The sequence below is a fragment of the Pseudomonas sichuanensis genome (assembly GCF_003231305.1).
Lineage (GTDB): Bacteria > Pseudomonadota > Gammaproteobacteria > Pseudomonadales > Pseudomonadaceae > Aquipseudomonas > Aquipseudomonas sichuanensis.
On sequence record NZ_QKVM01000044.1, the window covers coordinates 35,033 to 56,313 of the forward strand.

The following is a 21,281-nucleotide window of genomic DNA, read 5'->3' on the forward strand; positions in this document are numbered from 1 at the left end:
TGCCTGATCTGCCGCCATCGCGGGGCAAGCCCGCTCCCACAATGCCCCTTTGGAGCTATTCATGACTGCACCCCTGGTTATCCCCTGCCCCCACTGCAACGGCCTCAACCGCATCCCCGCCGAACGCCTGGGCGACACCCCGAAATGTGGCCGCTGCAAACAGGACGTGTTGTTGAGCACCCCGTTCGAGTTGACCGAAGCCACCTACGCCGCCCAGATCAAGGGCGACCTGCCGCTGTTGCTGGATGTCTGGGCCGACTGGTGTGGGCCGTGCAAGAGCTTCGCGCCGACCTTCGAACAGGCCGCCCGCCAGCTGACTGGCCGCTGCCGCCTGGCGAAGCTGGACAGCGAAGCCAACCGCAACCTCGCCGGGCAACTGGGCATTCGCTCGATCCCCAGTTTGATTCTGTTCAGGAATGGGCGCGAAGTGGCGCGCCAGGCGGGGGCGTTTCCGTTGCAGTCGTTGCTGGAATGGGTGCGTAGCCAGGGGGTTTGAGGGGGATTGCATCAGGGCTGACAGGTGTTCGGCGAAAGTTTTGCAGCGCCTATCAAATCGAGCGCCGCCCGCGCGGCGCATCGCGGCACAAGGCCGCTCCTACATTTGTTTCGGGCCAATTATTCCTGTGAAAGTATCGGCGCCTGCCTTAGTGCATGCCTTGAGTCATGTGAGGCGGCTGCAACGCACACACTGAAACCGCGTCGAACCAACAAGGCGGACCAGGTGATGGCACAGGAGGGACTGGCCCGAAACAGATGTAGGAGCGGCCTTGTGCCGCGATGCGCCGCGCGGGCGGCGCTCGATCTCATAGGCGCTGAAGAACTTCCGGCGAACCCCTGAAAGCCCTCACGCACTCCGCTCCAGCAAATCATGCAACTCAACAAACTGCTGAGTCAGCTTGTGCCGAGGCTCCAAATGGATCAGCGGCAAGCTGGCATGGTGGGACTCGCGCATCTTCACAGAGCTGCTCAGGTACACCGGCAGCACCGGCAGCCCCTCGGCCAGCAGTTCGTCGAGCATCTGCTGCGGCAGGCTGGCGCGTGACTGGAACTGGTTGACCACGATGCCTTCCACCACCAGCTCATCGTTGTGGTCTTCCTTCAAGTCGTCGATCTCCGCCAGCAGGCCATACAGCGCCTGGCGCGAGAAGCTGTCGCAGTCGAAGGGAATCAACACGCGATCAGCGGCAATCAGCGCGGAAACGGCGTAAAAATTGAGGGCCGGCGGGGTATCGATGTAGATCCGCTCGTAGTCCTCGTCCAGCTCTTCGAGCAGTTTGCGCAGCTTGTTGATCTTGTGCTTGGCCTCGAGCTTGGGCTGCAGGTCGGCCAGCTCTGCCGTGGCGGTGACCACATGCAGGTTGTCGAACGGTGTTTCGTAGATATCGACCTTGTTCTTCTTGGCGAACGGGCCGCTGGACAGCGACTGCTTGAAGAAGTCGGCAATGCCCATGGGAATGTCGTCGCCGGTCAGGCCAGTCAGGTACTGGGTCGAGTTGGCCTGGGCATCCAGGTCGATCAGCAGGGTCCGGTAGCCTTCGCTGGCACTCACCGCCGCGAGATTGCAGGCAATGCTCGATTTGCCCACGCCACCTTTCTGATTGAACACCACGCGCCGCATGTCAGACCTCCGTGTATCAACGAATGCCCGAGTATGTGGCGACACTGCGCCATTGGCCAGCGTTGTTAGCTCAAGTTGACGGTAGGCAGCCCGACAACCTGCGAGTAACCGACTGTCGGAAACCGAGCCGCCACGGAAGAGGACATGACGCATATGCGTGTGGATGTTGTCCGATAGCCATCATGTGGATTGATACACGTCCCGTGCACCGGGATAATGCGCGCCACCTTCCCGTGCGCCCAGCCCGCACGGCGCGTGCTCCGAGTCATTCCCACGGACAGGAACTCCCTCAGGGCGGAAACGTCACACTCATCATGATCACCTTCGACATCAGCCAATGGCGTGCCTGGGCCCCAGGCCTGCAGAGCCCTGCCGACTGGCAGGCCTGGGCGGACGGCGCCGAACCCGAGCCCGGTGCCGAGCAGGCACCGGACGTGGCGTTCCTGCCGGCGTTGCAGCGCCGCCGCCTGAGCCATATGGCGCGCATGGCCTTTGCCGTCGGCTGGCCCCTGGCCGAAGGCCACGCCAACCTGCCGCTGGTGTTCGTCTCGCGGCATGGTGAAACCCCGCGCACCTTCTCGATCCTCAGCGAACTGGCCAGCCAGCAGCCCTTGTCGCCGACCCAGTTCAGCCTGTCGGTGCACAACGCGATGATCGGCCTGTGGTCGATCATGCGCGGGCAAACCTGCGAGATGACCGCCCTGGCCGCTGCCGGCGACGGCTTCGAGCAAGGCGCCGTGGAAGCCGCCGCGCTGCTCGCCGAAGGTGCGCCGGCGGTGCTGCTGATCGTCACCGAGGAACAACCCCCGGCCGCCTACGCGCCCTGCATCAGCGACGTGCCGTTCGCCTACGCCGTGGCACTGCTGCTCACCCCCGGCCAGCAATGGCAGTTGTCCCTGGGGCCGGCACACACGGCGCCAGCCCCCGAGTTGCCCCATGCCCTGGCCTGGCTGCACGCCTCGCTCAACGGCCAGAACGCCTTTTCCCACACCTGGAGCCGTCGCACATGGAACTGGCAACGTCAGCCATGAACCGCCCCCGCGACGCCTACCTGTGGCGCCTGGCGGCCACCGCCCTGAGCTTCCTGCTGTTCGGCCTGGGCGGGCTGTGCCTGCGCCTGCTGGTGTTCCCGCTGCTGGCCTGCCTGCCGGGCAGTGGCGAACAGCATCGCCAGCGCGCCCGGCGCACCATCGGCTGGCTGTTCTGGCGGTTCATCCTGATCATGCGCGGCCTCGGTGTGCTCACCTTCGAGATCAGCGGCGCCGAACGCCTGGGCCGACGCGGGCAGTTGATCATCGCCAACCACCCTTCACTGATCGACGTGGTGTTCCTGCTCGGGCGGGTGCGCGACGCCAACTGCGTGGTCAAGCACAGCCTGTTCGGCAACCCCTTCACCCGTGGGCCGGTGCGCGAGGCGCAGTACATCGGCAACGACGGCAGCCTGGACATGCTCGACAGCGCCGCCGCCTCGCTGCAGCAGGGCCAGCCGCTGGTGATCTTCCCCGAAGGCACCCGCACCCCGCCCGGCCAGGCCCCGGCCTTCCATCGTGGCGCCGCCGCGATCGCCCTGCGCGGTGCGAAAATCATCACACCGGTGATCATCCAGGTCAGCCCCACCACCCTGACCAAGCACGAGCCCTGGTACCGCATCCCCCGGCGGCGCGTGCACTTCACCCTGCGCGTCGGCGCCGACATCGATCCCCAGGCCTTCGCCAGCCTTGGCCCGGCGCCCCTGGCGTCGCGCAAACTCAACGATTACCTGCACCAGTACTACAACAAGGAGCTCGCCACCGATGAGCGATGCACAACACGACCTGAACCGTGACATCAAGCAACTGATCATCGACGCCCTGGGCCTGGAAGACATCAGCGTGCAGGACATCGACGACGCGCAGACACTGTTCGGCGAAGGCCTGGGCCTGGACTCGGTGGACGCCCTCGAACTGGGCCTGGCGATCCAGAAGCGCTACGGCATCAAGATCGACGCCGATGCCAAGGACACCCGCAGCCATTTCACCAACGTCGCCACCCTCGCGGCGTTCATCACCGCCCGCCAGGCCGCCTGAGACCGCACCATGCAAACCCGCGAAGACATCTTCAACACCCTCCGTGACGCCCTGGTCGAGCTGTTCGAGCTCGAGCCCGAACGCATCAGCCTGCAATCGCACCTGTACCAGGACCTGGAAATCGACAGCATCGACGCCATCGACCTGCTCGACCACATCAAGCGCAAGACCGGCAAGAAGATCAGCGCCGAGGACTTCAAGTCGGTACGCACCGTCAACGATGTGGTCGAAGCGGTTCATCGCCTGGTAAACAGCGCGGCATGAAACGCCTGGTCGGCCTCGGCCTGCTGCTGGCCGGCGTGCTTTATCCGTTCGCCGTGCACTACGGCCTGGGCCACTTCGCCCCGTGGCAGTTCGCCCTGCTGCTCGGCGGCCTGTGGCTGGCCCGCGCCCTGAGCGCGCGACAACGCCCCGCAGGCCTGTGGATGGCACTGGCGGCGCTGGGCTTCTGCGCGCTGCTGGCGCTGTCCGACAGCGCGCAACTGCTGCGCTGGTACCCGGTGCTGATCAGCAGCTGCATGCTCGGCCTGTTCGGCACCAGCCTGCTGCATGGCATGCCAATGGCCGAGCGCCTGGCGCGGCTGCGCGAACCCGAACTGCCACCGGCAGCGGTGCGCTATACACGGCGGGTGACCCAGGCCTGGTGCTTGTTCTTCCTGGTCAACGGCCTGATCGCCGCCGGCCTGACACTGTGGGCGCCGCTGGCCTGGTGGACCCTGTACAACGGCCTGATCGCCTACGCCGCGATGGGCCTGCTGTTCGCCGTGGAATGGCTGATACGTCAACGTGTGCGAGGACGCTCATGAACTGGATCAACCTCGAACACCTGTTGCGCCCGCTGGCCACCCCACGCCCGGTGACCGAGGCGCCGGCCCTGGACCACGCCGCGCTGCGCCGGCAAGCCCTGTGCCTGGCCGGCGGCCTGCAAGCCCGGGGCGTGCGCCGCCTGGCGGTGCATGTGGACGACGCCGCGACGCTGGCCATCGCCCTGCTCGGCGCCTGGCGCGCCGGGGCGCAGGTGCTGTTGACCGCCGACCTGCAAGCGCAGACCCGCGCCCGCTGGCAGGCCCAGGTCGACCTGTGGCTCAGCGACCAGCCGGGCGACCCACAGCTCGACGACCTGCTGGGCGCGCCACTGGCCAGCGCCGACCTCGACCCCGACCAGTGCCGCATCAGCCTGTGCACCTCGGGCTCCAGCGGCGAGCCCAAGCGCATCGACAAATGCCTGCGCCAGCTCGGCAACGAAGTCATCGCCCTGGAGCAGTTGTGGGGCGCATCCTTGGGCGATGCGCACATTCTCGGCAGCGTCGCCACCCAGCACATCTACGGCCTGCTGCTGCGTGTGCTGTGGCCGCTGTGCGCCGGGCGCGGCTTCGCCCGCCGGGCCCTGCCGTTCCCCGAAGACCTGCAACGCGCCAGCCGCGAACACCCGGCGTTCGCCTGGGTGGCCAGCCCGGCGCTGCTCAAGCGCATGGGCGACAACCTCGACTGGCCCGGGCTGAGCGCGGTGCGGCGGGTATTCTCCTCCGGCGGCGAACTGCCCGCCGAAGCCGCCGAACGCCTGCACCAGCGCCTCGGCCAGTGGCCGACGGAAATCCTCGGCAGCTCCGAAACCGGCGGCATCGCCTGGCGCCAGGGTGAAGCCCTGTGGCAGCCGTTCGCCGACGTGGAACTCAGCCAGGATGCCGAAGGCGCCCTGCGTATCGCCTCGCCCTACCTGCCTGCCGGCCACGTCGAGCAAAGCGCCGATGCCGTCGAGTTCGCCAGCGACGGGCGCTTCCGCCTGCTCGGCCGCCTCGACCGCACCGTCAAGCTGGAAGAAAAACGCATCTCCCTGCCCATGCTCGAACAGGCCCTGTGCGCCCACGCCTGGGTCGCCGAGGCGCGCCTGGGGGTGATCGAAGAAGGCCGCGCCTTCCTCGGTGCCCTGCTGGTGCCAAGCGCCGAAGGCCTGCATGTGCTGCGTAACCAGGGGCGCCGCGCACTGCTGGAGGGCCTGCGTGCGCACCTGGCCGAACACTGCGAGGCCATCGCCCTGCCCCGGCGCTGGCGCCTGCTGCGCCAGCTGCCGTGCAACGCCCAGGGCAAGCTGCCCCAGGCCGAGGTCTCGGCGTTGCTGCTGGCCGCTCGCAGCCAGGCCCCCGAGGTCGAGGCACAGGCCCGTGAGGACAACCAGCTGCAACTGCGCCTGACCGTGCCACTGGACTTGCCCTGTTTCACCGGCCATTTCCCGCAGACCCCGGTATTGCCCGGCGTGGTCCAGCTCGACTGGGCCATCGCCCTCGCTGCCCCCCTGCTGGCCGCCAACCTGCGCTTCGCCGGCATGGAAGTGCTCAAGTTTCAGCAACTGGTGCGCCCCGGCGACGCGCTGCAGCTGGACCTGCGCTTCGAGCCGGAGCGCGGCAAGCTGTACTTCAGCTACACCCGCGCCGGCCAACCCTGCGCCAGCGGCCGCATCCTGCTGGAGGCCGTCGGTGCATAAACCCTGCGCGGTAATCCCGGTGTACAACCATGAACAGGCCGTGCCCAAGGTGGTCGACGACCTGCTGCGCGCCGGCCTGCCCTGTGTGCTGGTGGACGACGCCAGCCATGCCCCGTGCGCCGAGGTGCTGCGCCAGCTGGCCGAGCGCGCGGATGTGCACCTGGTGCAACTGACGGTCAACCAGGGCAAGGGCGGCGCGGTGATGGCCGGGCTGCGCGAGGCCGCGCGGCTGGGCTTCAGCCACGCCCTGCAGGTGGACGCCGACGGCCAGCACGACCTGGCCGATGTCGGCCATTTCCTGGCCCAGTCGCAGATTTATCCACAGGCGCTGGTGTGCGGTTATCCACAGTACGACGCCAGTGTGCCCAAGGGCCGCCTGTACGCCCGCTACCTCACCCACGTGTGGGTGTGGATCAACAGCCTGTCACTGGCCATCCCCGACTCCATGTGCGGTTTTCGTGTCTACCCGCTACCGCCCACCCTGGCGCTGATCGACAGCGTCAAACTGGGCAAACGCATGGATTTCGACCCCGAGATCCTGGTGCGCCTGGCCTGGCGCAACCAGCCGATGCGCTGGCTGCCGACCCGGGTGCACTACCCGCAGGACGGCCTGTCGCACTTTCGCCTGGTGCACGACAACGCGCTGATCTCGAAGATGCACGCCAAGCTGTTCTTCGGCATGCTCCTGCGCAGCCCAGTGATTCTCTGGCGGCGGTGGCAGCGATGAGCGAGCAGCACTGGGCCGCGCAACGCGAGCGCGGGAGCTTTCGGCTGATGCAACTGACCGCGCTGCTGGCACGCCTGCTCGGGCGCCGGCTGCTCAGCCCGCTGATCCACGTGATCGTCGCCTACTTCTTCCTGTTCGGCCGGCGCGCCCGGCGCAGCGCCTGGCAGTATCAGCAGCGCCTGCACCGGTACAGCGCCGGGCAGACGCCAGCGCCCAGCCAGTGGCAGGTGTTTCGCCAGTTCATGGCCTTCGCCGACGCCTTGCTGGACAAGCTCGACGTGTGGAACGGCCGCCTGCGCCTTGAAGACATCGATATCGTCGACCCGGCCGGATTGCGCGGGCAGTTGCGCGGCGAACGCGGGCAACTGCTGGTGGGCGCCCACCTGGGCAACCTCGAGGTGTGCCGGGCGTTGGCCGAACTGGGCGAGCAGGTGACCATGAACGTGCTGGTGCACACCCGCCATGCCGAGCAGTTCAACCGCCTGCTGGGCGAGGCCGGGGCCACCCACCTGCGGCTGATCCAGGTCAGCGAGCTGGACCCGGCGATCATGCTGCAGCTCTCGCAACGCCTGGAGCGCGGCGAGTGGCTGGCGATCGCCGGCGACCGCGTGCCGCTGCATGGCGCGCGCACCGCCACCGTGGACTTTCTCGGCCAGCCGGCTGCGTTCCCGCAAGGCCCGTGGCTGCTGGCCGGGCTGCTTCGCTGCCCGGTCAACCTGCTGTTCTGCCTCAAGCTCGACGGCCGCTACCAGATCACCCTGGAACCTTTCGCCGAACAGCTGCAATGGCGGCGTGCCGAACGTGACCAGGTGATCCAGCAATGGACGGCCCGCTACGCCGAGCGCCTGGCCCATTACTGCCTCCAGGCGCCCCTGCAATGGTTCAATTTCTACCCTTTCTGGAAGAGCGATGACGATGCAACCCCATGAGCCTGTCACCTTCGGCGAAGCGCCGCTGGCCATCGAGGACGTGCTGGCAGTGGCCGAGCGCCGCGCCGCTACCCGCCTGCAGGACGACGCCGCGTACCGCGAGCGCATCGCCCGTGGCGCGCGCTTTCTCGACACCCTGCTCGACCAGGAAGGGGTGATCTACGGGGTCACCACCGGCTACGGCGACTCCTGCGTGGTGGCCGTGCCGCTGGAGCATGTCGAAAGCCTGCCGCGTCACCTGTATACCTTCCACGGCTGCGGCCTGGGCCGCCTGCTCGATGCGCCGGCCACCCGCGCGGTGCTGGCGGCGCGCCTGCGCTCGCTGAGCCATGGCGTGTCGGGGGTGCGCATGGAGCTGCTGGAGCGCCTGCAACTGTTCCTCGCACACGACATCCTGCCGCTGATCCCCGAAGAGGGCTCGGTGGGTGCCAGCGGCGACTTGACGCCGCTGTCCTACGTGGCCGCCACCCTGTCCGGCGAGCGCGAGGTGCTGTACCAAGGCGAGCGCCGCAGCAGTGCCGAGGTGCACCGCGAGCTGGGCTGGCAACCGCTGGTGCTGCGGCCCAAGGAAGCGCTGGCGCTGATGAACGGCACCGCGGTGATGACCGGCCTGGCCTGCCTGGCCTTCGCCCGCGCCGACTACCTGCTGCAACTGGCCACGCGCATCACTGCGCTCAACGTGATCGCCCTGCAGGGCAACCCCGAGCACTTCGACGAGCGCCTGTTCGCCGCCAAGCCGCACCCGGGCCAGACCCAGGTGGCCGCCTGGCTGCGCCAGGACCTGGCCATCGACGCGCCGCTGCCGTCGCTGCACCGCCTGCAGGATCGCTACTCGCTGCGCTGCGCGCCCCATGTGCTCGGCGTGCTGGCCGACAGCCTGGGCTGGCTGCGCGGCTTCATCGAAACCGAGCTGAACAGCGCCAACGACAACCCGATCATCGACGGCGACGCCGAGCGCGTGCTGCACGGCGGGCACTTCTACGGCGGGCATATCGCCTTCGCCATGGACAGCCTGAAAACCCTGGTGGCCAACGTCGCCGACCTGCTCGACCGACAGCTCGCGCTGCTGGTGGACGTGCGCTACAACCACGGCCTGCCGAGCAACCTGTCCGGCGCCGAAGCCGAGCGGGCCATGCTCAACCACGGTTTCAAGGCGGTGCAGATCGGCGCCAGCGCCTGGACCGCCGAAGCCCTCAAGCAGACCATGCCGGCCAGCGTGTTCTCACGCTCCACCGAATGCCACAACCAGGACAAGGTGAGCATGGGCACCATTGCCGCGCGCGATGCCCTGCGGGTGCTGGAGCTGACCGAGCAGGTCGCCGCCGCCACCTTGCTGGCGGCCAACCAGGGCGTCTGGCTGCGGGCCCGTCAGGCCGACGCCCGGCCGTTGCCGCCAGCGCTGGAACAGATGCACCAGCTGCTGCTGGCCGACTTCGCCCCGGTCATCGAGGACCGCGCCCTGGAACACGACCTGCGCCTGTGCCTGACCCGTATCGGCCAGCGCCACTGGAGGCTGCATGCGTAACCCCGGGGTGTTTCACGTCGACAGCGAAATCGTCGTGCCGTTCTTCGACGTGGACAGCATGCACATCGTCTGGCACGGGCATTACGTCAAGTACCTGGAGGTCGCCCGCTGCGCCTTGCTCGAGCGCCTGCAGCACGATTACCGAGGCATGCAGGCCTCCGGTTACCACTGGCCGGTGATCGACCTGCAACTGCGCTACATCCGCGGTGCCACCTTCGGGCAGCGGCTGAGCGTACGCGCCAGCCTGGTGGAGTGGGAGAACCGCTTGAAGATCCATTACCTGATCAGCGATGCCGAAACCGGCGAGCGCATGACCCGTGCCAGCACCGTGCAGGTGGCCGTGCATATCGACAGCGGCGAGATGCAACTGGCCTCGCCGCAGGTGATGCTCGATGCGGTTGCCAAGGTGTTGCCATGAGTCACGCTTTCTTGAGCCTGCGCAGGCTGTTGTGGGAGCGGCCTTGTGCCGCGAAAGGGTCGCGCAGCGGCCCCAGGTTTTCGGCAGTGATGCACAGATTGCTGGGGCCGCTCTGCGGCCCTTTCGCGGCACAAGGCCGCTCCTACAACAGCGCAGCCCGTGTGATGGCTGCATTTGCATTGCTGCTCGCCAGCCCCCTGACCCTGGCCTTCACCCTCGACGACCTGCAGAAGCAGCTCAGCCAGCCCGCTGTGGTCAAGGGCCCGTTCATCCAGGAAAAACACCTGCGCGCCCTGCCCCAGCCGCTGCTGAGCAAGGGCCGCTTCGTTCTCGCCCGTGACCACGGCCTGCTGTGGCTGCTGGACACCCCGCTGCGCCAGGATTACCGCATCGACGCCCAGGGCATCGCCCGGCGCGACCCGAACGGCTGGCAAACCCTGCCCAGCCGCAGCGCCGGGGCCGAGCAAAACCGCCTGTTCTTCGCCGTGCTGCAGGGCGACAGCAGTGGCCTGCAACGTGATTTCGAACTGGCCCTGTCCGGCGACGCCGGGCACTGGCAACTGCGCCTGACGCCGCGCTCGCTGCTGCTCAAGCAGGTGTTCACGCGCATCGACATCGCTGGCGGCCAGTACGTGGAGCGCATCGAGCTGAGCGAAACCCAGGGCGACAGCACCCTGCTGCGCATGCCGGCGAGCACGGCGGCAACGGCCCTGAGCGACACGGAGCGCAGCGATTTTGCCGATTGAACGCCTGCTGCCGCGCCTGTTCCTCGGCTTGCTGCTGGTGATGCTGGCCATCGCCGGCTGGCAGTGGCACCGCGGCGCGCCGCTGTCGGCCGACTTGATGACCCTGGTGCCCGGCGCCACCCAGGACCCGCTGGTAAAGCGGGCCGAACAGCGCATGCAGGAGCCGCTCAACCGCGAAATGCTGGTGCTGGTCGGCCACCCCGAGCGTGAACAGGCACTGGCGCTGGCCGAGCGCCTGGCCACGCAGTGGCAAGGCAGTGGCCTGTTCGAAAAGGTCCAGTGGCGCCTGCAGACCGACCTCTCGGCGTTGCGCGCGCAACTGCTGCAAGGCCGCCTGGCCCTGCTCTCGGCGAACGACCGCGAGCAGTTGATCAACCAGCCGCAGGCCTTCATCGAACAGCGCGTGAACAGCCTGTTCGACCCCTTCGCCGGTTTCAGCCTGGTGCCCAGCCAGGACGACTGGCTGGGCCTCACCGGGCGCATCCAGAACAGCCAGCCGCTGCCGGTCAACGTGCAGCTGGACACCGCCAGCGGTGCGCTGGTCGCCGAGGCCGACGGCCAGCAGTGGGTGCTGCTGCGGGCCCGCACCCAAGGCAACGCCTTCGACATGCACCTGCCGTTGCAGGTGGCCGAACTGCTCGCCGCCAGCCGCCTCGACGCCGACCAACATGGCACCCGGCTGCTGGCGGCCAGCGGCCTGCTGTACGCCGCCGCCGGCCAGCAGCAGGCCAGCCGCGAGATCACCTGGGTCGGCGGTGGCGCCACGCTGGGCATCCTGCTGCTGTTGCTGTTGGCCTTCCGCCGCTGGCGCGTGTTGCTGGCCTTCGTGCCGGTGCTGGTGGGCATGCTGTTCGGCGCGGTGGTGTGCGTGGCGCTGTTCGGGCAGATGCACGTGATGACCCTGGTGCTGGGTTCGAGCCTGATCGGCGTGGCGGTGGACTACCCGCTGCACTACCTGTCCAAGAGCTGGAGCCTCAAGCCCTGGCACAGCTGGCCGGCCCTGCGCCTGACCCTGCCGGGGCTGAGCCTGAGCCTGGCGACCAGCGCCATCGGCTACCTGGCCCTGGCGTTCACGCCGTTCCCGGCGCTGACCCAGATCGCCGCGTTTTCCGCCGCCGGGCTGCTGGGCGCCTACCTCAGCGCGGTGTGCCTGCTGCCCGCGCTGCTTGCGGGCGTCGAGTTGCGCCCGGCGCAGTGGCCGCTGCGCATCGCGCAAACCCTGACCACGCTGCGTGAACGCCTGCTGGTCAAGGTGCCGAGCGGGGTGCTGCTGAGCCTGGTGCTGCTGTTCTGCGCCGCCGGCCTGTGGCGCCTGGACAGCCGCAACGACATCCGCCAGTGGGTCGCCAGCCCGCCGCAGTTGCTGCAAGAGGCACAGGCCGTGGCGCGCATCACCGGCTACCAGCCCACCAGCCAGTTCTACCTGGTGCGCGGCGACGACCCGCAGCAACTGCTCGAACGCCTGCAGGCGCTGAGCGGCAAGCTGGGCGAACTGGTCGAGCTGGGCAAGCTCAAGGGCTACATGAGCCTCAGCCAGCTGCTCGCCAGCCCTGCGCAACAGGCCCAGCTGCAACAGGCCCTCGGCCAGCTGCCGGCACATTGGCAACCCTTGCTGGCACTGGGCGTACCTCAGGCCGCCCTGGCAGGCGAGCTCCAGCACCTGCAACAGCTGGCGCCGCAAGGCATCGACGACATGCTGGCCGGCCCGCTGGGCGAAGCCTGGCGGCCCTTGTGGCTGGGCCCGGACGGCGACGGCGTGGCGGCCATCGTCAGCCTGCAAGGCCTGGGCGACACCGCCTTGCTGCGCCTGCAGACCGATGACCTGCCCGGCGTGCAACTGGTCGACCGCCTCGGCGAGCTGAACCAGCTGTTCGCCGCCACCCAGCTCAGCGCCGCCGAACTCAAGCTGCTGTCGTGCCTGCTGATCGTGGTGCTGCTGGTGCTGCCGTTCGGCCTGCGCGGCGCCCTGCGCATCGTCGCCCTGCCGCTGCTGGCGGCGCTGTGCAGCCTGGCCAGCCTCGGCTGGCTGGGCCAGCCGCTGACCCTGTTCAGCCTGTTCGGCCTGCTGCTGGTGACGGCCATCAGCGTCGACTACGCCATCCTCATGCACGAGCGCATCGGCGGCGCCGCCGTGAGCCTGCTGGGCACCCTGCTGGCGGCAGCGACCACCTGGCTGTAATTCGGCCTGCTGGCGTTGTCGAGCACTCCGGCGGTCAGCAACTTCGGCCTGGCAGTAAGCCTGGGCCTGGCTTTCAGTTTCCTGCTGGCCCCCTGGGCCGCCACCCGCGAAGGAGCGCATCCACCGCCATGAACAGCAGCACGTCCAAGGCCTTTTTCAGCGACACCTATGTCGAGGAAACCCGTTTCGGGTTCTGGTTCCTGCGCAGCCACACCTGGCAGCACCATGTGCTGCGGGTGGCGATCAACGACCTGCGCCGGCTGTTCGACGGCAACCCGCCGGCCGCGCCGGTGCTGCTGGATGTCGGCTGCGGCCAGGGCAAGTCGTTCCGCCACCTGCACCAGGTGTTCGCCCCTTCGCGCCTGCTGGGCACCGACGCCGACCCGCACAGCCTGGCGCTCAGCGCCGCCGAGGCCGAACGCCTGGGCATCGCGGTGGAACTGCATGGCAGCGACTGCGCCGCGCTGCCCCACGCCGATGCCAGCGTCGATATCCTGTTCTGCCACCAGACCTTCCACCACCTGGTGGAGCAGGAAAAAGCCCTGGCCGAATTCCACCGGGTGCTCAAGCCGGGCGGCTACCTGCTGTTCGCCGAGTCCACCGAGGCGTATATCGATACCTGGGTGATCCGCTGGCTGTTCCGCCACCCGATGCACGTGCAAAAGAGCGCCGAGGGCTACTTGCAGATGCTCAGCGCCCAAGGCTTCGAGTTTGCGCCACGGCATGTCTCGTACCCGTACCTGTGGTGGAGCCGCGCCAAGGACTTCGGCCTGCTCGAACGCTTCGGGCTGCGTAACCCGCCGCCGGTCGGGCAACGCGAAGAGACCTTGCTCAACGTGGTCGCGCGTAAAGCGCAGGAGACCCCATGAAAGCCTTGCTGGCCATGCTCTGCTGCCTGCTGCTCGGTGCCTGCGCCGCGCGGCCGCCCCTGCCTGAGCAACCGCCTGCGCTGGAACTGCCACGCCAGTTGCACGTCGAACGGGAGCAGGCCGGGCAACGCCAGGACTGGCTGCTGGTGATCCAGCGCGAAGACACCCGCCTGCGCTGGTCGCTGCTCGATCTGCTGGGCATCCCCCAGGCCCGCCAGTTGCTCGATGGCCAGCAGTGGCAGGCCGACGGGCTGCTGCCGCCGAACCCGGCGGCGCGCGAGCTGTTCGCCGCCGTGCTGTTCGCCCTGACCCCGGCGCAGCAATTGCCACAGGCCTACCCCCAGGCCCGCCAGCAGGGTGACCGACGCTGGCTCGGCGAGCGCTGGCAGGTGCGCTACCAGGGCGCCGATACCTTTACCTTGAACCTGGGCCAAGGGCTGCGCTATCACGTAAGCCCCTTGCCCGACGAGAACACCCCATGAGCGCCTATCTCAATGCCCTGGGCCTGGTCTGTGCCCTCGGCCACGGCCAGGCCGACATCGCCCGCCGGCTGTTTGCCGGCGACTGTTCGGGCATGCTGACGCAAGCGGGCTGGGTGCCCGAGCGCAGCCTGCCGGTGGGCGCCGTCAGCACCCCGCTGCCCGAGCTGCCGCTGCCCGAGCACCACAGCCGCAACAACCAGCTGCTGTACAGCGCCGCGCTGCAGATCGAGCCGGCGATCCGTGAAGCGATCGATCGCCACGGCGCCCATCGGCTCGGCGTGGTGCTGGGCACCAGCACCTCGGGGATCGCCGAGGCCAGCGACGGCATCGCCCACTACCTGCGCGAGCAGCGCTTTCCCGAGGGCTACCAGTACGCCCAGCAAGAGCTCAGTGCCCCGGCCAACTTCCTCGCCGACTGGCTGCAACTGAGCGGCCCGGCCTATGTGATTTCCACCGCCTGCACTTCCAGCGCCCGGGCGCTGATGAGCGCGCGCCGCCTGCTCGACCTGGGGCTGTGCGATGCCGTGCTGTGCGGTGGCGTCGACAGCCTGTGCGGCCTGACCCTCAACGGTTTCAGTGCCCTGGAGGCGGTCAGCGACGCCCGCTGCAACCCGTTCTCGCGCAACCGCGCCGGGATCAACATCGGCGAAGGCGCGGCGTTGCTGCTGATGACCCGCGAGGCCAACCCGCAAGGCCCGCGCATCGCCCTGCTGGGCGCCGGCGCCAGCTCCGACGCCCACCATATCTCGGCGCCGGAGCCCACTGGCAAAGGTGCCTTGCAGGCCATGGGCAAAGCCTTGGACAATGCCGGCCTTACGCCCGCGCAGATCAGCTACCTGAACCTGCACGGCACCGCCACCGTACACAACGACGCCATGGAAGCCCTGGCCGTGCACAGCCTGTTCGGCGCCGGCCTGGCCTGTTCGTCGAGCAAGCCGATGACCGGCCACACCCTTGGCGCCGCCGGCGCGCTGGAAGCGGCGTTCTGCTGGCTGGCCCTGAGCGGGCACAACCCCCAGGGCCTGCTGCCGCCACATGCCTGGGATGGCCAGCAGGACCCGGCATTGCCGGCCCTGGCGTTGGTCGACGGCAACCAGCGGCTGACCGCGCAACGCCCGCGGTACCTGATGAGCAACTCGTTCGCCTTTGGCGGCAACAATGTCAGCCTGATTCTCGGAGACGCCCCATGATCCCCTGGCCCCTGGCCGAGCTGCTGCCCCATGCCGGTGACATGATCCTCATCGAGCAGATCGACAGCTGCGACGACGAGCAGATCCACACCCGCACCACGGTGCGCCCAGGCGGCCTGTTCAACCGCGCCGACGGCAGCCTGCCGGCCTGGCTAGGCCTGGAGCTGATGGCCCAGAGCGTGGCCGCCTTCGCCGGCTGCCGCGCCCGTCGCCAGGGCCTGCCGGTGGAGCTGGGCTTTCTGCTGGGCACGCGCAAGTTCGAATGCGCCGTCGAGCACTTCCCCGCCGGCGTCGAACTGTCGATCCACGCGCAGCGCTCGCTGGAAGACGACAACGGCATGGGCGTGTTCGAATGCCACCTGCGCGGCCCCGGCATCCATGCCACGGCCCGCCTGAATGTGTACCGCCCGCCACAGCCCGACCGCTACCTGGCCGAAGCCGGCCCAGAGGAACCCCAGCATGACTGACAGCATTCTCGTTACCGGCTCCAGCCGTGGCATCGGTCGGGCCGTTGCCCTGCGCCTGGCACAGGCCGGCTTCGACCTGGTGCTGCACTGTCGCAGCGGCCGTGCCGAGGCCGATGCCGTGGCCGCCGAAGTGCGCGCACTCGGCCAGCAGGCCCGGGTGCTGCAGTTCGACGTGGCCGACCGCGCCAGTTGCAAGGCAGTGTTGGAAGCCGATGTCGAAGCCCACGGCGCCTACTACGGCGTGGTGTGCAATGCCGGGCTGACCCGCGACGGCGCCTTCCCGGCGCTGAGCGACGACGACTGGGACCAGGTGATGCGCACCAACCTCGACGGTTTCTACAACGTCCTGCACCCGCTGACGATGCCGATGATCCGCCGCCGCGCGCCGGGGCGCATCGTCTGCATCACCTCGGTGTCGGGGCTGATCGGCAACCGTGGCCAGGTCAACTACAGCGCCTCCAAGGCCGGCCTGATCGGTGCCGCGAAGGCCCTGGCGATCGAGCTGGGCAAGCGCCGCATCACGGTCAACTGCGTGGCCCCCGGCCTGATCGACACGGCCATGCTCGACGAAAACGTGCCGGTCGATGAACTGCTGAAGATGATCCCGGCCGGGCGCATGGGCACCCCGGAAGAAGTGGCCGGCGCGGTGAACTTCCTGATGTCGCCCGAGGCGGCCTACATCACCCGCCAGGTGCTGGCGGTCAACGGAGGGCTGTGCTGATGCGCCGCGTCGTGGTCACCGGCATGGCCGGCATTACCGCCCTGGGCAACGACTGGGCAAGCATCGCCGCGCATTTCGCCGCCGGGCGCAGCGGCATTCGGCGCATGGACGAATGGGACCGCTACAGCGAACTCAACACCCGCCTGGCCGGGCCCATCGATGACTTCCAGGTGCCCGCGCACTGGACCCGCAAGCAATTGCGCAGCATGGGCCGGGTGTCACGCCTGGCGGTGGCCGCCGCCGAGCGGGCACTGGCCGACGCCGGGCTGCTCGACGAGCCGAGCATCCGTGATGGGCGCATGGGCGTGGCCTGCGGTTCGTCCACCGGCAGCACCGACGAGATCAAGACCTTCGGCAACATGCTGCTCAACTCCACCTCGGAGGGCCTGAACGCCAACTCCTACGTGCGCATGATGCCGCACACCACAGCGGCCAACATCAGCATCTACTTCGGCCTGACCGGGCGCCTGATCCCGACGTCCAGCGCCTGCACCAGCGGCAGCCAGGGCGTCGGCTACGCCTATGAGGCGATCAAGTTCGGGCGCCTGCCGCTGATGCTCGCCGGCGGTGCCGAAGAGCTGTGCCCCACCGAGGCCATGGTGTTCGACGCGCTCTATGCCACCAGCCTGAAGAACGACACCCCGCACCTGAGCCCACGCCCCTACGACCTGGACCGCGACGGCCTGGTGATCGGCGAGGGCGGCGGCATGCTGGTGCTCGAAGAGCTGGAGCATGCCTTGGCCCGCGGCGCGCGGATCCACGCCGAAGTGGTGGGCTTTGGCAGCAATGCCGACGGCCAGCACATCACCCGGCCAGAGCAAGTGACCATGCGCCGAGCCATGGAACTGGCGCTGGAAGACGCGGGCCTGGCGCCCGAGGCGATCGGTTATGTGAACGGCCATGGCACTGCCACCGAGCAGGGCGATATCGCCGAGACCCTGGCCACCAGCGGCCTGTTCGGCCCGCGCATGCCGATCAGCTCGCAGAAGAGCTACCTAGGCCACACCCTGGGTGCCTGCGGCGCCCTGGAATCGTGGTTCAGCATCGAGATGATGAACCGCGAGCAGTACGCCCCCACGCTCAACCTCGACAAGGTCGACCCGCTGTGCGGCGAACTCGACTACCTGCAAGGCGCCTTCCGCGCCATGAGCCACGAATTCGTGATGAACAACAACTTCGCCTTCGGCGGCGTCAACACCTCGTTGATCTTCCGCCGCTGGCCCTGACACGCAAAACCATGGAGTGAAAGGAATGACTCGGATCCACCGCACCCTCGCCTTGCTGGCCATGGCCCTGGTCTTCAGCGGGTGCACCAGCAAGCCGGTGTACAACGCCAAGGAAGACTTCGCCAGCAGCCTGAATTTCAGCGACGACCAGATGAAACGGGCGATCGTCACCGCACTCAACGACCGCCAGTGGATCGTCCAGTCGGTGCGCCCGGGCATGGTCAAGGCGGCCATCACCGTGCGCGGTCGTCACCATGCCGAGGTCGACATCCCCTACAGCCCCACCGAGTTCCAGATCGTCTACCGCAGCAGCTGGGGCCTGGACTACAAGGACGGCAAGATCCACGGCAACTACAACCGCTGGATCAACCGCCTGCGCGACAACGTGCTCAAGGAGCTGTCGTTCAACCCGGACATCGAGGCGGTCAATGCGCTGGGCATCGTCAACCAGGGCGTCGACGGGCCGACCTACCTGAGCTTTCGCGAGGGTGTGAAACGCGCCACCGAAGCCGGCCTGCTCGACGGCAGCGTGAAGTTCTACCTGGCCGGCGAAGCACTGCCGACTTCGGTGCGCACCCTGCGCACGGTAAGCAGCAGCCGCAAGACCAACGGCAGCAACAAGAGCGACAGCGAGGCCTGCTTCTGGGCCCTGCAATCGGCGCTGGCCACCCTGCAGCGTGCCGCCCAGGAAGCTGACGCCAACGCCGTGGTGAACATCGCCAGCGTCGACCAGCGCGACCTGTACAAGGACCCGGAGAAGTTCCAGTGCCGCGCCGGCATGCTGGTCAGCGCGGTAGCCCTGCGCGGCGAGCTGGCCCACGTCGACTGACCGGCTCAGGCGGGTGGCGTGATCCGCTGCCCGCCCAGCAGTTCGGCAAAGGCGCGCGCCATCGCCGAGCCCTCGCCGACACGCCGTACCAGCCACACGGCGGTGTCGGCGCCCTCATCCAGCAAGGTCCTGTAGACCACCCCGTCGATGCGCATGCGCTGGAACGACGCTGGCAGCACCGACACCCCCAACCCCGCCGATACCAGGCCGATGATGGTCATCGCCTCGCCCGCTTCCTGGGCGAAGTGCGGGCTGAAGCCGGCCCGGCGCGCCAGGCTCAGCAGCTGCGCGTGCAGGCCGCTGCCGTAGCTGCGCGGGAAGAACACGAACGGCTGGTCGGCCAGCGCCTGCATGTGCAGGCCCTGTTCGCTGCCTGTGGCTAGCGGGTGCGAGGCGTTGATCACCGCCACCAACGGCTCGCGCAGCAATTCGTTGACCTCCAGCCCCTGGGGCAAGGGCATCGGCCGCATCAGGCCGACTTCGATGGACTCGTCGAGCACCGCTTCGGCGACATCGCGGCTGCTCATTTCCTTGAGGTTCAGGTGCACCGCCGGAAACTGCTGGCGGAACGAGTGCAACGCTTTGGGCAACTTCGAGGTGAAGGGCGCCGAGGAGGTGAAGCCGATCTTCAGCTCCCCCAGTTCCCCGAGTTGCGCACGCCGGGCCACGTCGGCGGCCTTCTCCACCTGGGCCAGCACCTGGCGGGCTTCGTCGAGGAACAACCGCCCGGCCTCGCTGAGCTCGACCCGACGGTTGGTGCGTTCGAACAGACGTGCGCCCAGCTCCTGCTCCAGGGCCTGGATCTGCTGGCTCAGCGGCGGTTGCGAGATGCCCAGTTGCTGGGCGGCGCGGCCGAAGTGCAGCTCTTCGGCCACGGCGATGAAATAACGCAGGTGACGCAGCTCCATGATCGGCTCCGAACAGGTCGTTAAACGTCTTAAACAGGTCGAACAATATATTGGATGTAATCATTAGCCAGCTATATGATTTTTCCATCGCAACGCCCCGAGGTACCCTCCGTGAGATCTGCCGTCGCCCCCATGCCCGTCGAACCCGAACCTGCCTGCAACGACATCTGGATCGAGAAAGGCACGCCCGCCTTCATGAAAACCGTGCTGGCGCTGTTCAGCGGCGGCTTCGCCACCTTTGCCCTGCTGTATTGCGTACAGCCGATGATGCCGCTGCTGTCCCAGGAGTTCGCCATCAACGCGGCGCAGAGCAGTCTGGTGCTGTCGGTGTCCACCGCCATGCTGGCCATCGGGCTGCTGGTGACCGGGCCGATTTCCGACCGTATCGGGCGCAAGCCGGTGATGGTCTGCGCGCTGCTGTGCGCGGCCCTGGCGACCTTGGCCAGCGCGGTGATGCCGAGCTGGGAGCTGGTGCTGGCCAGCCGCGCGCTGGTGGGCCTGGCGCTGAGTGGTCTAGCGGCGGTGGCAATGACTTACCTGAGCGAAGAGATCCACCCCCAGCACATCGGCCTGGCCATGGGCCTGTACATCGGCGGCAACGCCATCGGCGGCATGAGCGGGCGGCTGATCACCGGGGTGCTGATCGACTTCGTCAGCTGGCACACGGCGATGCTGGTGATCGGTGGCCTGGCATTGGCGGCGGCCGTGGTGTTCTGGAAGGTGCTGCCCGAGTCGCGCAACTTCCGCCCTCAGGCCATGAACCCGCGCAGCCTGCTGGACGGCTTCGTCATGCATTTCAAGGACGCCGGGCTGCCCTGGCTGTTCCTCGAAGCCTTCCTGCTGATGGGCGCCTTCGTCACCCTGTTCAACTACATCGGCTACCGCCTGCTGGCCGGCCCTTATCACATGAACCAGGCGCTGGTCGGCTTGCTCTCGGTGGTCTACCTGTCGGGGATCTACAGCTCGGCGCAGGTCGGCGCGCTGGCCGACAAACTGGGCCGGCGCAAAGTGTTCTGGGCCAGCATCCTGGTGATGGCCGGCGGCCTGCTGCTGACCCTGGCCAGCCCGCTGGCGCTGATCATCGTCGGCATGCTGGTGTTCACCTTCGGTTTCTTCGGCGCGCATTCGGTGGCCAGCAGCTGGATCGGCCGGCGGGCGCTGAAGGCCAAGGGGCAGGCGTCTTCGTTGTACCTGTTCTGCTATTACGCGGGGTCGAGCGTGGCGGGGACGGCGGGCGGGGTGTTCTGGCACCAGTGGGGCTGGAATGGGATCGGGCTGTTCATCGGCAGCCTGTTGGCGGTGGCGCTGCTGGTGGCGGTGCATTTGAGCAGGTTGGCGCCGAAGACAGCATGAACGCGTGGGAGCGGGCTTGCCCCGCGATGGCGTCATATCAGGAAGCGAAGAAAGCACCTGCTGACGCTATCGCGGGGCAAGCCCGCTCCCACGCTTTCATGTATGAAACTTCGGATCAGTTGATGATCTCGACGATATCCACATCCACTTCACGACTCATCAGGTGCTTCTCCACCTCGCCGGTCAGCTTGACCTTGGTCTTGTCGTTGAACGGCGTCGGCGGCAGGTCTTCGTCGTCGATTTCGACGGTGATGGTGCCGGTGTTGTCCTTGAACTCGTAGCGGTCGTCGTTGTTGATCTTCTTGGTCACGAAGCCTTGCAGCACTACCGGGGTGTCGTCGGCGGCTTCTTTGGCGGCGGCGACGGTGGTCACAGCCTGAGCACCTGGGCCGGTGTAGCTGGTGGCCAGGGCGGCGGTGCTGAACAGCGGGGCGAGGATCAGGGGCAGGTAGCGGGCTTTCATGGTGATCGGGTCCTGTTTGCGTTTTGATGGCACCAGATTACCGACGATCGCTGAATTGAAACTTAATGCAAAAAATCGCGGGG

Annotated in this window: 23 protein-coding genes and 1 pseudogene; 21 read left to right on the forward strand and 3 right to left on the reverse strand. The window is 67.7% G+C overall.

What is annotated here, in order from left to right:
• Positions 1 to 61 precede the first annotated feature (61 nt).
• Entirely contained in the window at positions 62 to 496 is a 435-nt protein-coding gene (gene trxC, locus DM373_RS20645; protein ID WP_110995333.1) for a thioredoxin TrxC, read from the forward strand.
• Positions 497 to 844: 348 nt separating this feature from the next.
• Here trxC and DM373_RS20650 read toward each other — a convergent pair whose 3' ends face one another.
• Positions 845 to 1,618: a ParA family protein gene (locus DM373_RS20650; RefSeq protein WP_110995334.1), complete on the reverse strand. Its 774-nt coding sequence runs from the start codon at positions 1,616 to 1,618 to the stop codon at positions 845 to 847.
• Between the two features lie 314 nt (positions 1,619 to 1,932).
• On the opposite strand from DM373_RS20650, the gene DM373_RS20655 reads away from it, so the two are divergent.
• The 19 genes and pseudogenes from DM373_RS20655 to DM373_RS20745 all read left to right on the forward strand — a co-directional run bounded on the left by DM373_RS20655 (position 1,933) and on the right by DM373_RS20745 (position 18,474).
• Positions 1,933 to 2,649: a beta-ketoacyl synthase chain length factor gene (locus DM373_RS20655; protein WP_110995335.1), complete on the forward strand. Its 717-nt coding sequence runs from the start codon at positions 1,933 to 1,935 to the stop codon at positions 2,647 to 2,649.
• Positions 2,625 to 3,443, forward strand: a complete 819-nt coding sequence (locus DM373_RS20660) for a lysophospholipid acyltransferase family protein (RefSeq protein WP_110995336.1) — start codon at positions 2,625 to 2,627, stop codon at positions 3,441 to 3,443. Before DM373_RS20655 ends, DM373_RS20660 begins: the two co-directional genes overlap by 25 nt.
• Positions 3,412 to 3,684 carry a phosphopantetheine-binding protein gene (locus DM373_RS20665; protein ID WP_023632703.1) on the forward strand — a complete coding sequence of 91 codons (273 nt, stop codon included), beginning with the start codon at positions 3,412 to 3,414 and terminating at the stop codon, positions 3,682 to 3,684. The genes DM373_RS20660 and DM373_RS20665 overlap by 32 nt, the downstream gene beginning before the upstream one ends.
• Positions 3,685 to 3,693: 9 nt before the next feature.
• Positions 3,694 to 3,948, forward strand: a complete 255-nt coding sequence (locus tag DM373_RS20670; RefSeq protein WP_110995337.1) for an acyl carrier protein — start codon at positions 3,694 to 3,696, stop codon at positions 3,946 to 3,948.
• Positions 3,945 to 4,490, forward strand: a complete 546-nt coding sequence (locus tag DM373_RS20675) for a COG4648 family protein (protein WP_110995338.1) — start codon at positions 3,945 to 3,947, stop codon at positions 4,488 to 4,490. The genes DM373_RS20670 and DM373_RS20675 overlap by 4 nt, the downstream gene beginning before the upstream one ends.
• A complete protein-coding gene (locus tag DM373_RS20680; RefSeq protein WP_110995339.1) occupies positions 4,487 to 6,166 on the forward strand; it encodes an ApeI family dehydratase in 1,680 nt (559 codons plus the stop codon). Before DM373_RS20675 ends, DM373_RS20680 begins: the two co-directional genes overlap by 4 nt.
• The gene (locus DM373_RS20685) at positions 6,159 to 6,893 is read left to right on the forward strand and encodes a glycosyltransferase family 2 protein (RefSeq protein ID WP_110995340.1); all 735 of its coding nucleotides are present in this window, start codon (positions 6,159 to 6,161) and stop codon (positions 6,891 to 6,893) included. Before DM373_RS20680 ends, DM373_RS20685 begins: the two co-directional genes overlap by 8 nt.
• Positions 6,890 to 7,822: an LpxL/LpxP family acyltransferase gene (locus tag DM373_RS20690; protein WP_110995341.1), complete on the forward strand. Its 933-nt coding sequence runs from the start codon at positions 6,890 to 6,892 to the stop codon at positions 7,820 to 7,822. The genes DM373_RS20685 and DM373_RS20690 overlap by 4 nt, the downstream gene beginning before the upstream one ends.
• Positions 7,803 to 9,347: an HAL/PAL/TAL family ammonia-lyase gene (locus DM373_RS20695; RefSeq protein WP_110995342.1), complete on the forward strand. Its 1,545-nt coding sequence runs from the start codon at positions 7,803 to 7,805 to the stop codon at positions 9,345 to 9,347. The genes DM373_RS20690 and DM373_RS20695 overlap by 20 nt, the downstream gene beginning before the upstream one ends.
• On the forward strand, positions 9,340 to 9,765 hold the full coding sequence (locus DM373_RS20700; RefSeq protein ID WP_110995343.1) for an acyl-CoA thioesterase: 426 nt from the start codon (positions 9,340 to 9,342) through the stop codon (positions 9,763 to 9,765). Before DM373_RS20695 ends, DM373_RS20700 begins: the two co-directional genes overlap by 8 nt.
• 164 nt (positions 9,766 to 9,929) lie before the next feature.
• Positions 9,930 to 10,511, forward strand: coding sequence for an outer membrane lipoprotein carrier protein LolA (locus DM373_RS20705; protein ID WP_244215103.1), 582 nt, complete (start codon positions 9,930 to 9,932; stop codon positions 10,509 to 10,511).
• Positions 10,512 to 10,551: 40 nt separating this feature from the next.
• Positions 10,552 to 12,822: pseudogene (locus tag DM373_RS20710) on the forward strand (MMPL family transporter).
• Positions 12,819 to 13,559 carry a class I SAM-dependent methyltransferase gene (locus DM373_RS20715; RefSeq protein WP_110995345.1) on the forward strand — a complete coding sequence of 247 codons (741 nt, stop codon included), beginning with the start codon at positions 12,819 to 12,821 and terminating at the stop codon, positions 13,557 to 13,559. Before DM373_RS20710 ends, DM373_RS20715 begins: the two are co-directional and overlap by 4 nt.
• A complete protein-coding gene (locus DM373_RS20720) occupies positions 13,556 to 14,041 on the forward strand; it encodes a DUF3261 domain-containing protein (protein WP_110995346.1) in 486 nt (161 codons plus the stop codon). The genes DM373_RS20715 and DM373_RS20720 overlap by 4 nt, the downstream gene beginning before the upstream one ends.
• Positions 14,038 to 15,231 (forward strand): beta-ketoacyl-[acyl-carrier-protein] synthase family protein, encoded by a 1,194-nt coding sequence (locus DM373_RS20725; protein WP_110995347.1) that lies wholly within the window; start codon positions 14,038 to 14,040, stop codon positions 15,229 to 15,231. Before DM373_RS20720 ends, DM373_RS20725 begins: the two co-directional genes overlap by 4 nt.
• Positions 15,228 to 15,698 (forward strand): hotdog family protein, encoded by a 471-nt coding sequence (locus DM373_RS20730; protein WP_110995348.1) that lies wholly within the window; start codon positions 15,228 to 15,230, stop codon positions 15,696 to 15,698. Before DM373_RS20725 ends, DM373_RS20730 begins: the two co-directional genes overlap by 4 nt.
• Complete coding sequence (gene fabG, locus DM373_RS20735; protein WP_110995349.1) at positions 15,691 to 16,419, forward strand: 3-oxoacyl-ACP reductase FabG; 729 nt, start codon at positions 15,691 to 15,693, stop codon at positions 16,417 to 16,419. The genes DM373_RS20730 and fabG overlap by 8 nt, the downstream gene beginning before the upstream one ends.
• On the forward strand, positions 16,419 to 17,645 hold the full coding sequence (locus DM373_RS20740) for a beta-ketoacyl-ACP synthase (protein WP_110995350.1): 1,227 nt from the start codon (positions 16,419 to 16,421) through the stop codon (positions 17,643 to 17,645). Before fabG ends, DM373_RS20740 begins: the two co-directional genes overlap by 1 nt.
• Before the next feature lie 25 nt (positions 17,646 to 17,670).
• Positions 17,671 to 18,474 carry a hypothetical protein gene (locus DM373_RS20745; RefSeq protein WP_110995351.1) on the forward strand — a complete coding sequence of 268 codons (804 nt, stop codon included), beginning with the start codon at positions 17,671 to 17,673 and terminating at the stop codon, positions 18,472 to 18,474.
• A 5-nt stretch (positions 18,475 to 18,479) separates the two neighbouring features.
• Here DM373_RS20745 and DM373_RS20750 read toward each other — a convergent pair whose 3' ends face one another.
• Positions 18,480 to 19,382 carry a LysR family transcriptional regulator gene (locus DM373_RS20750; RefSeq protein ID WP_110995352.1) on the reverse strand — a complete coding sequence of 301 codons (903 nt, stop codon included), beginning with the start codon at positions 19,380 to 19,382 and terminating at the stop codon, positions 18,480 to 18,482.
• A 132-nt stretch (positions 19,383 to 19,514) separates the two neighbouring features.
• Here DM373_RS20750 and DM373_RS20755 point away from each other — a divergent pair, with 132 nt between their 5' ends.
• The gene (locus tag DM373_RS20755; protein ID WP_425272601.1) at positions 19,515 to 20,735 is read left to right on the forward strand and encodes an MFS transporter; all 1,221 of its coding nucleotides are present in this window, start codon (positions 19,515 to 19,517) and stop codon (positions 20,733 to 20,735) included.
• A gap of 115 nt (positions 20,736 to 20,850) precedes the next feature.
• On the opposite strand, the gene DM373_RS20760 is transcribed toward DM373_RS20755, so the two are convergent.
• Positions 20,851 to 21,198, reverse strand: coding sequence for a YgiW/YdeI family stress tolerance OB fold protein (locus DM373_RS20760; RefSeq protein ID WP_110995354.1), 348 nt, complete (start codon positions 21,196 to 21,198; stop codon positions 20,851 to 20,853).
• Positions 21,199 to 21,281 lie beyond the last annotated feature (83 nt).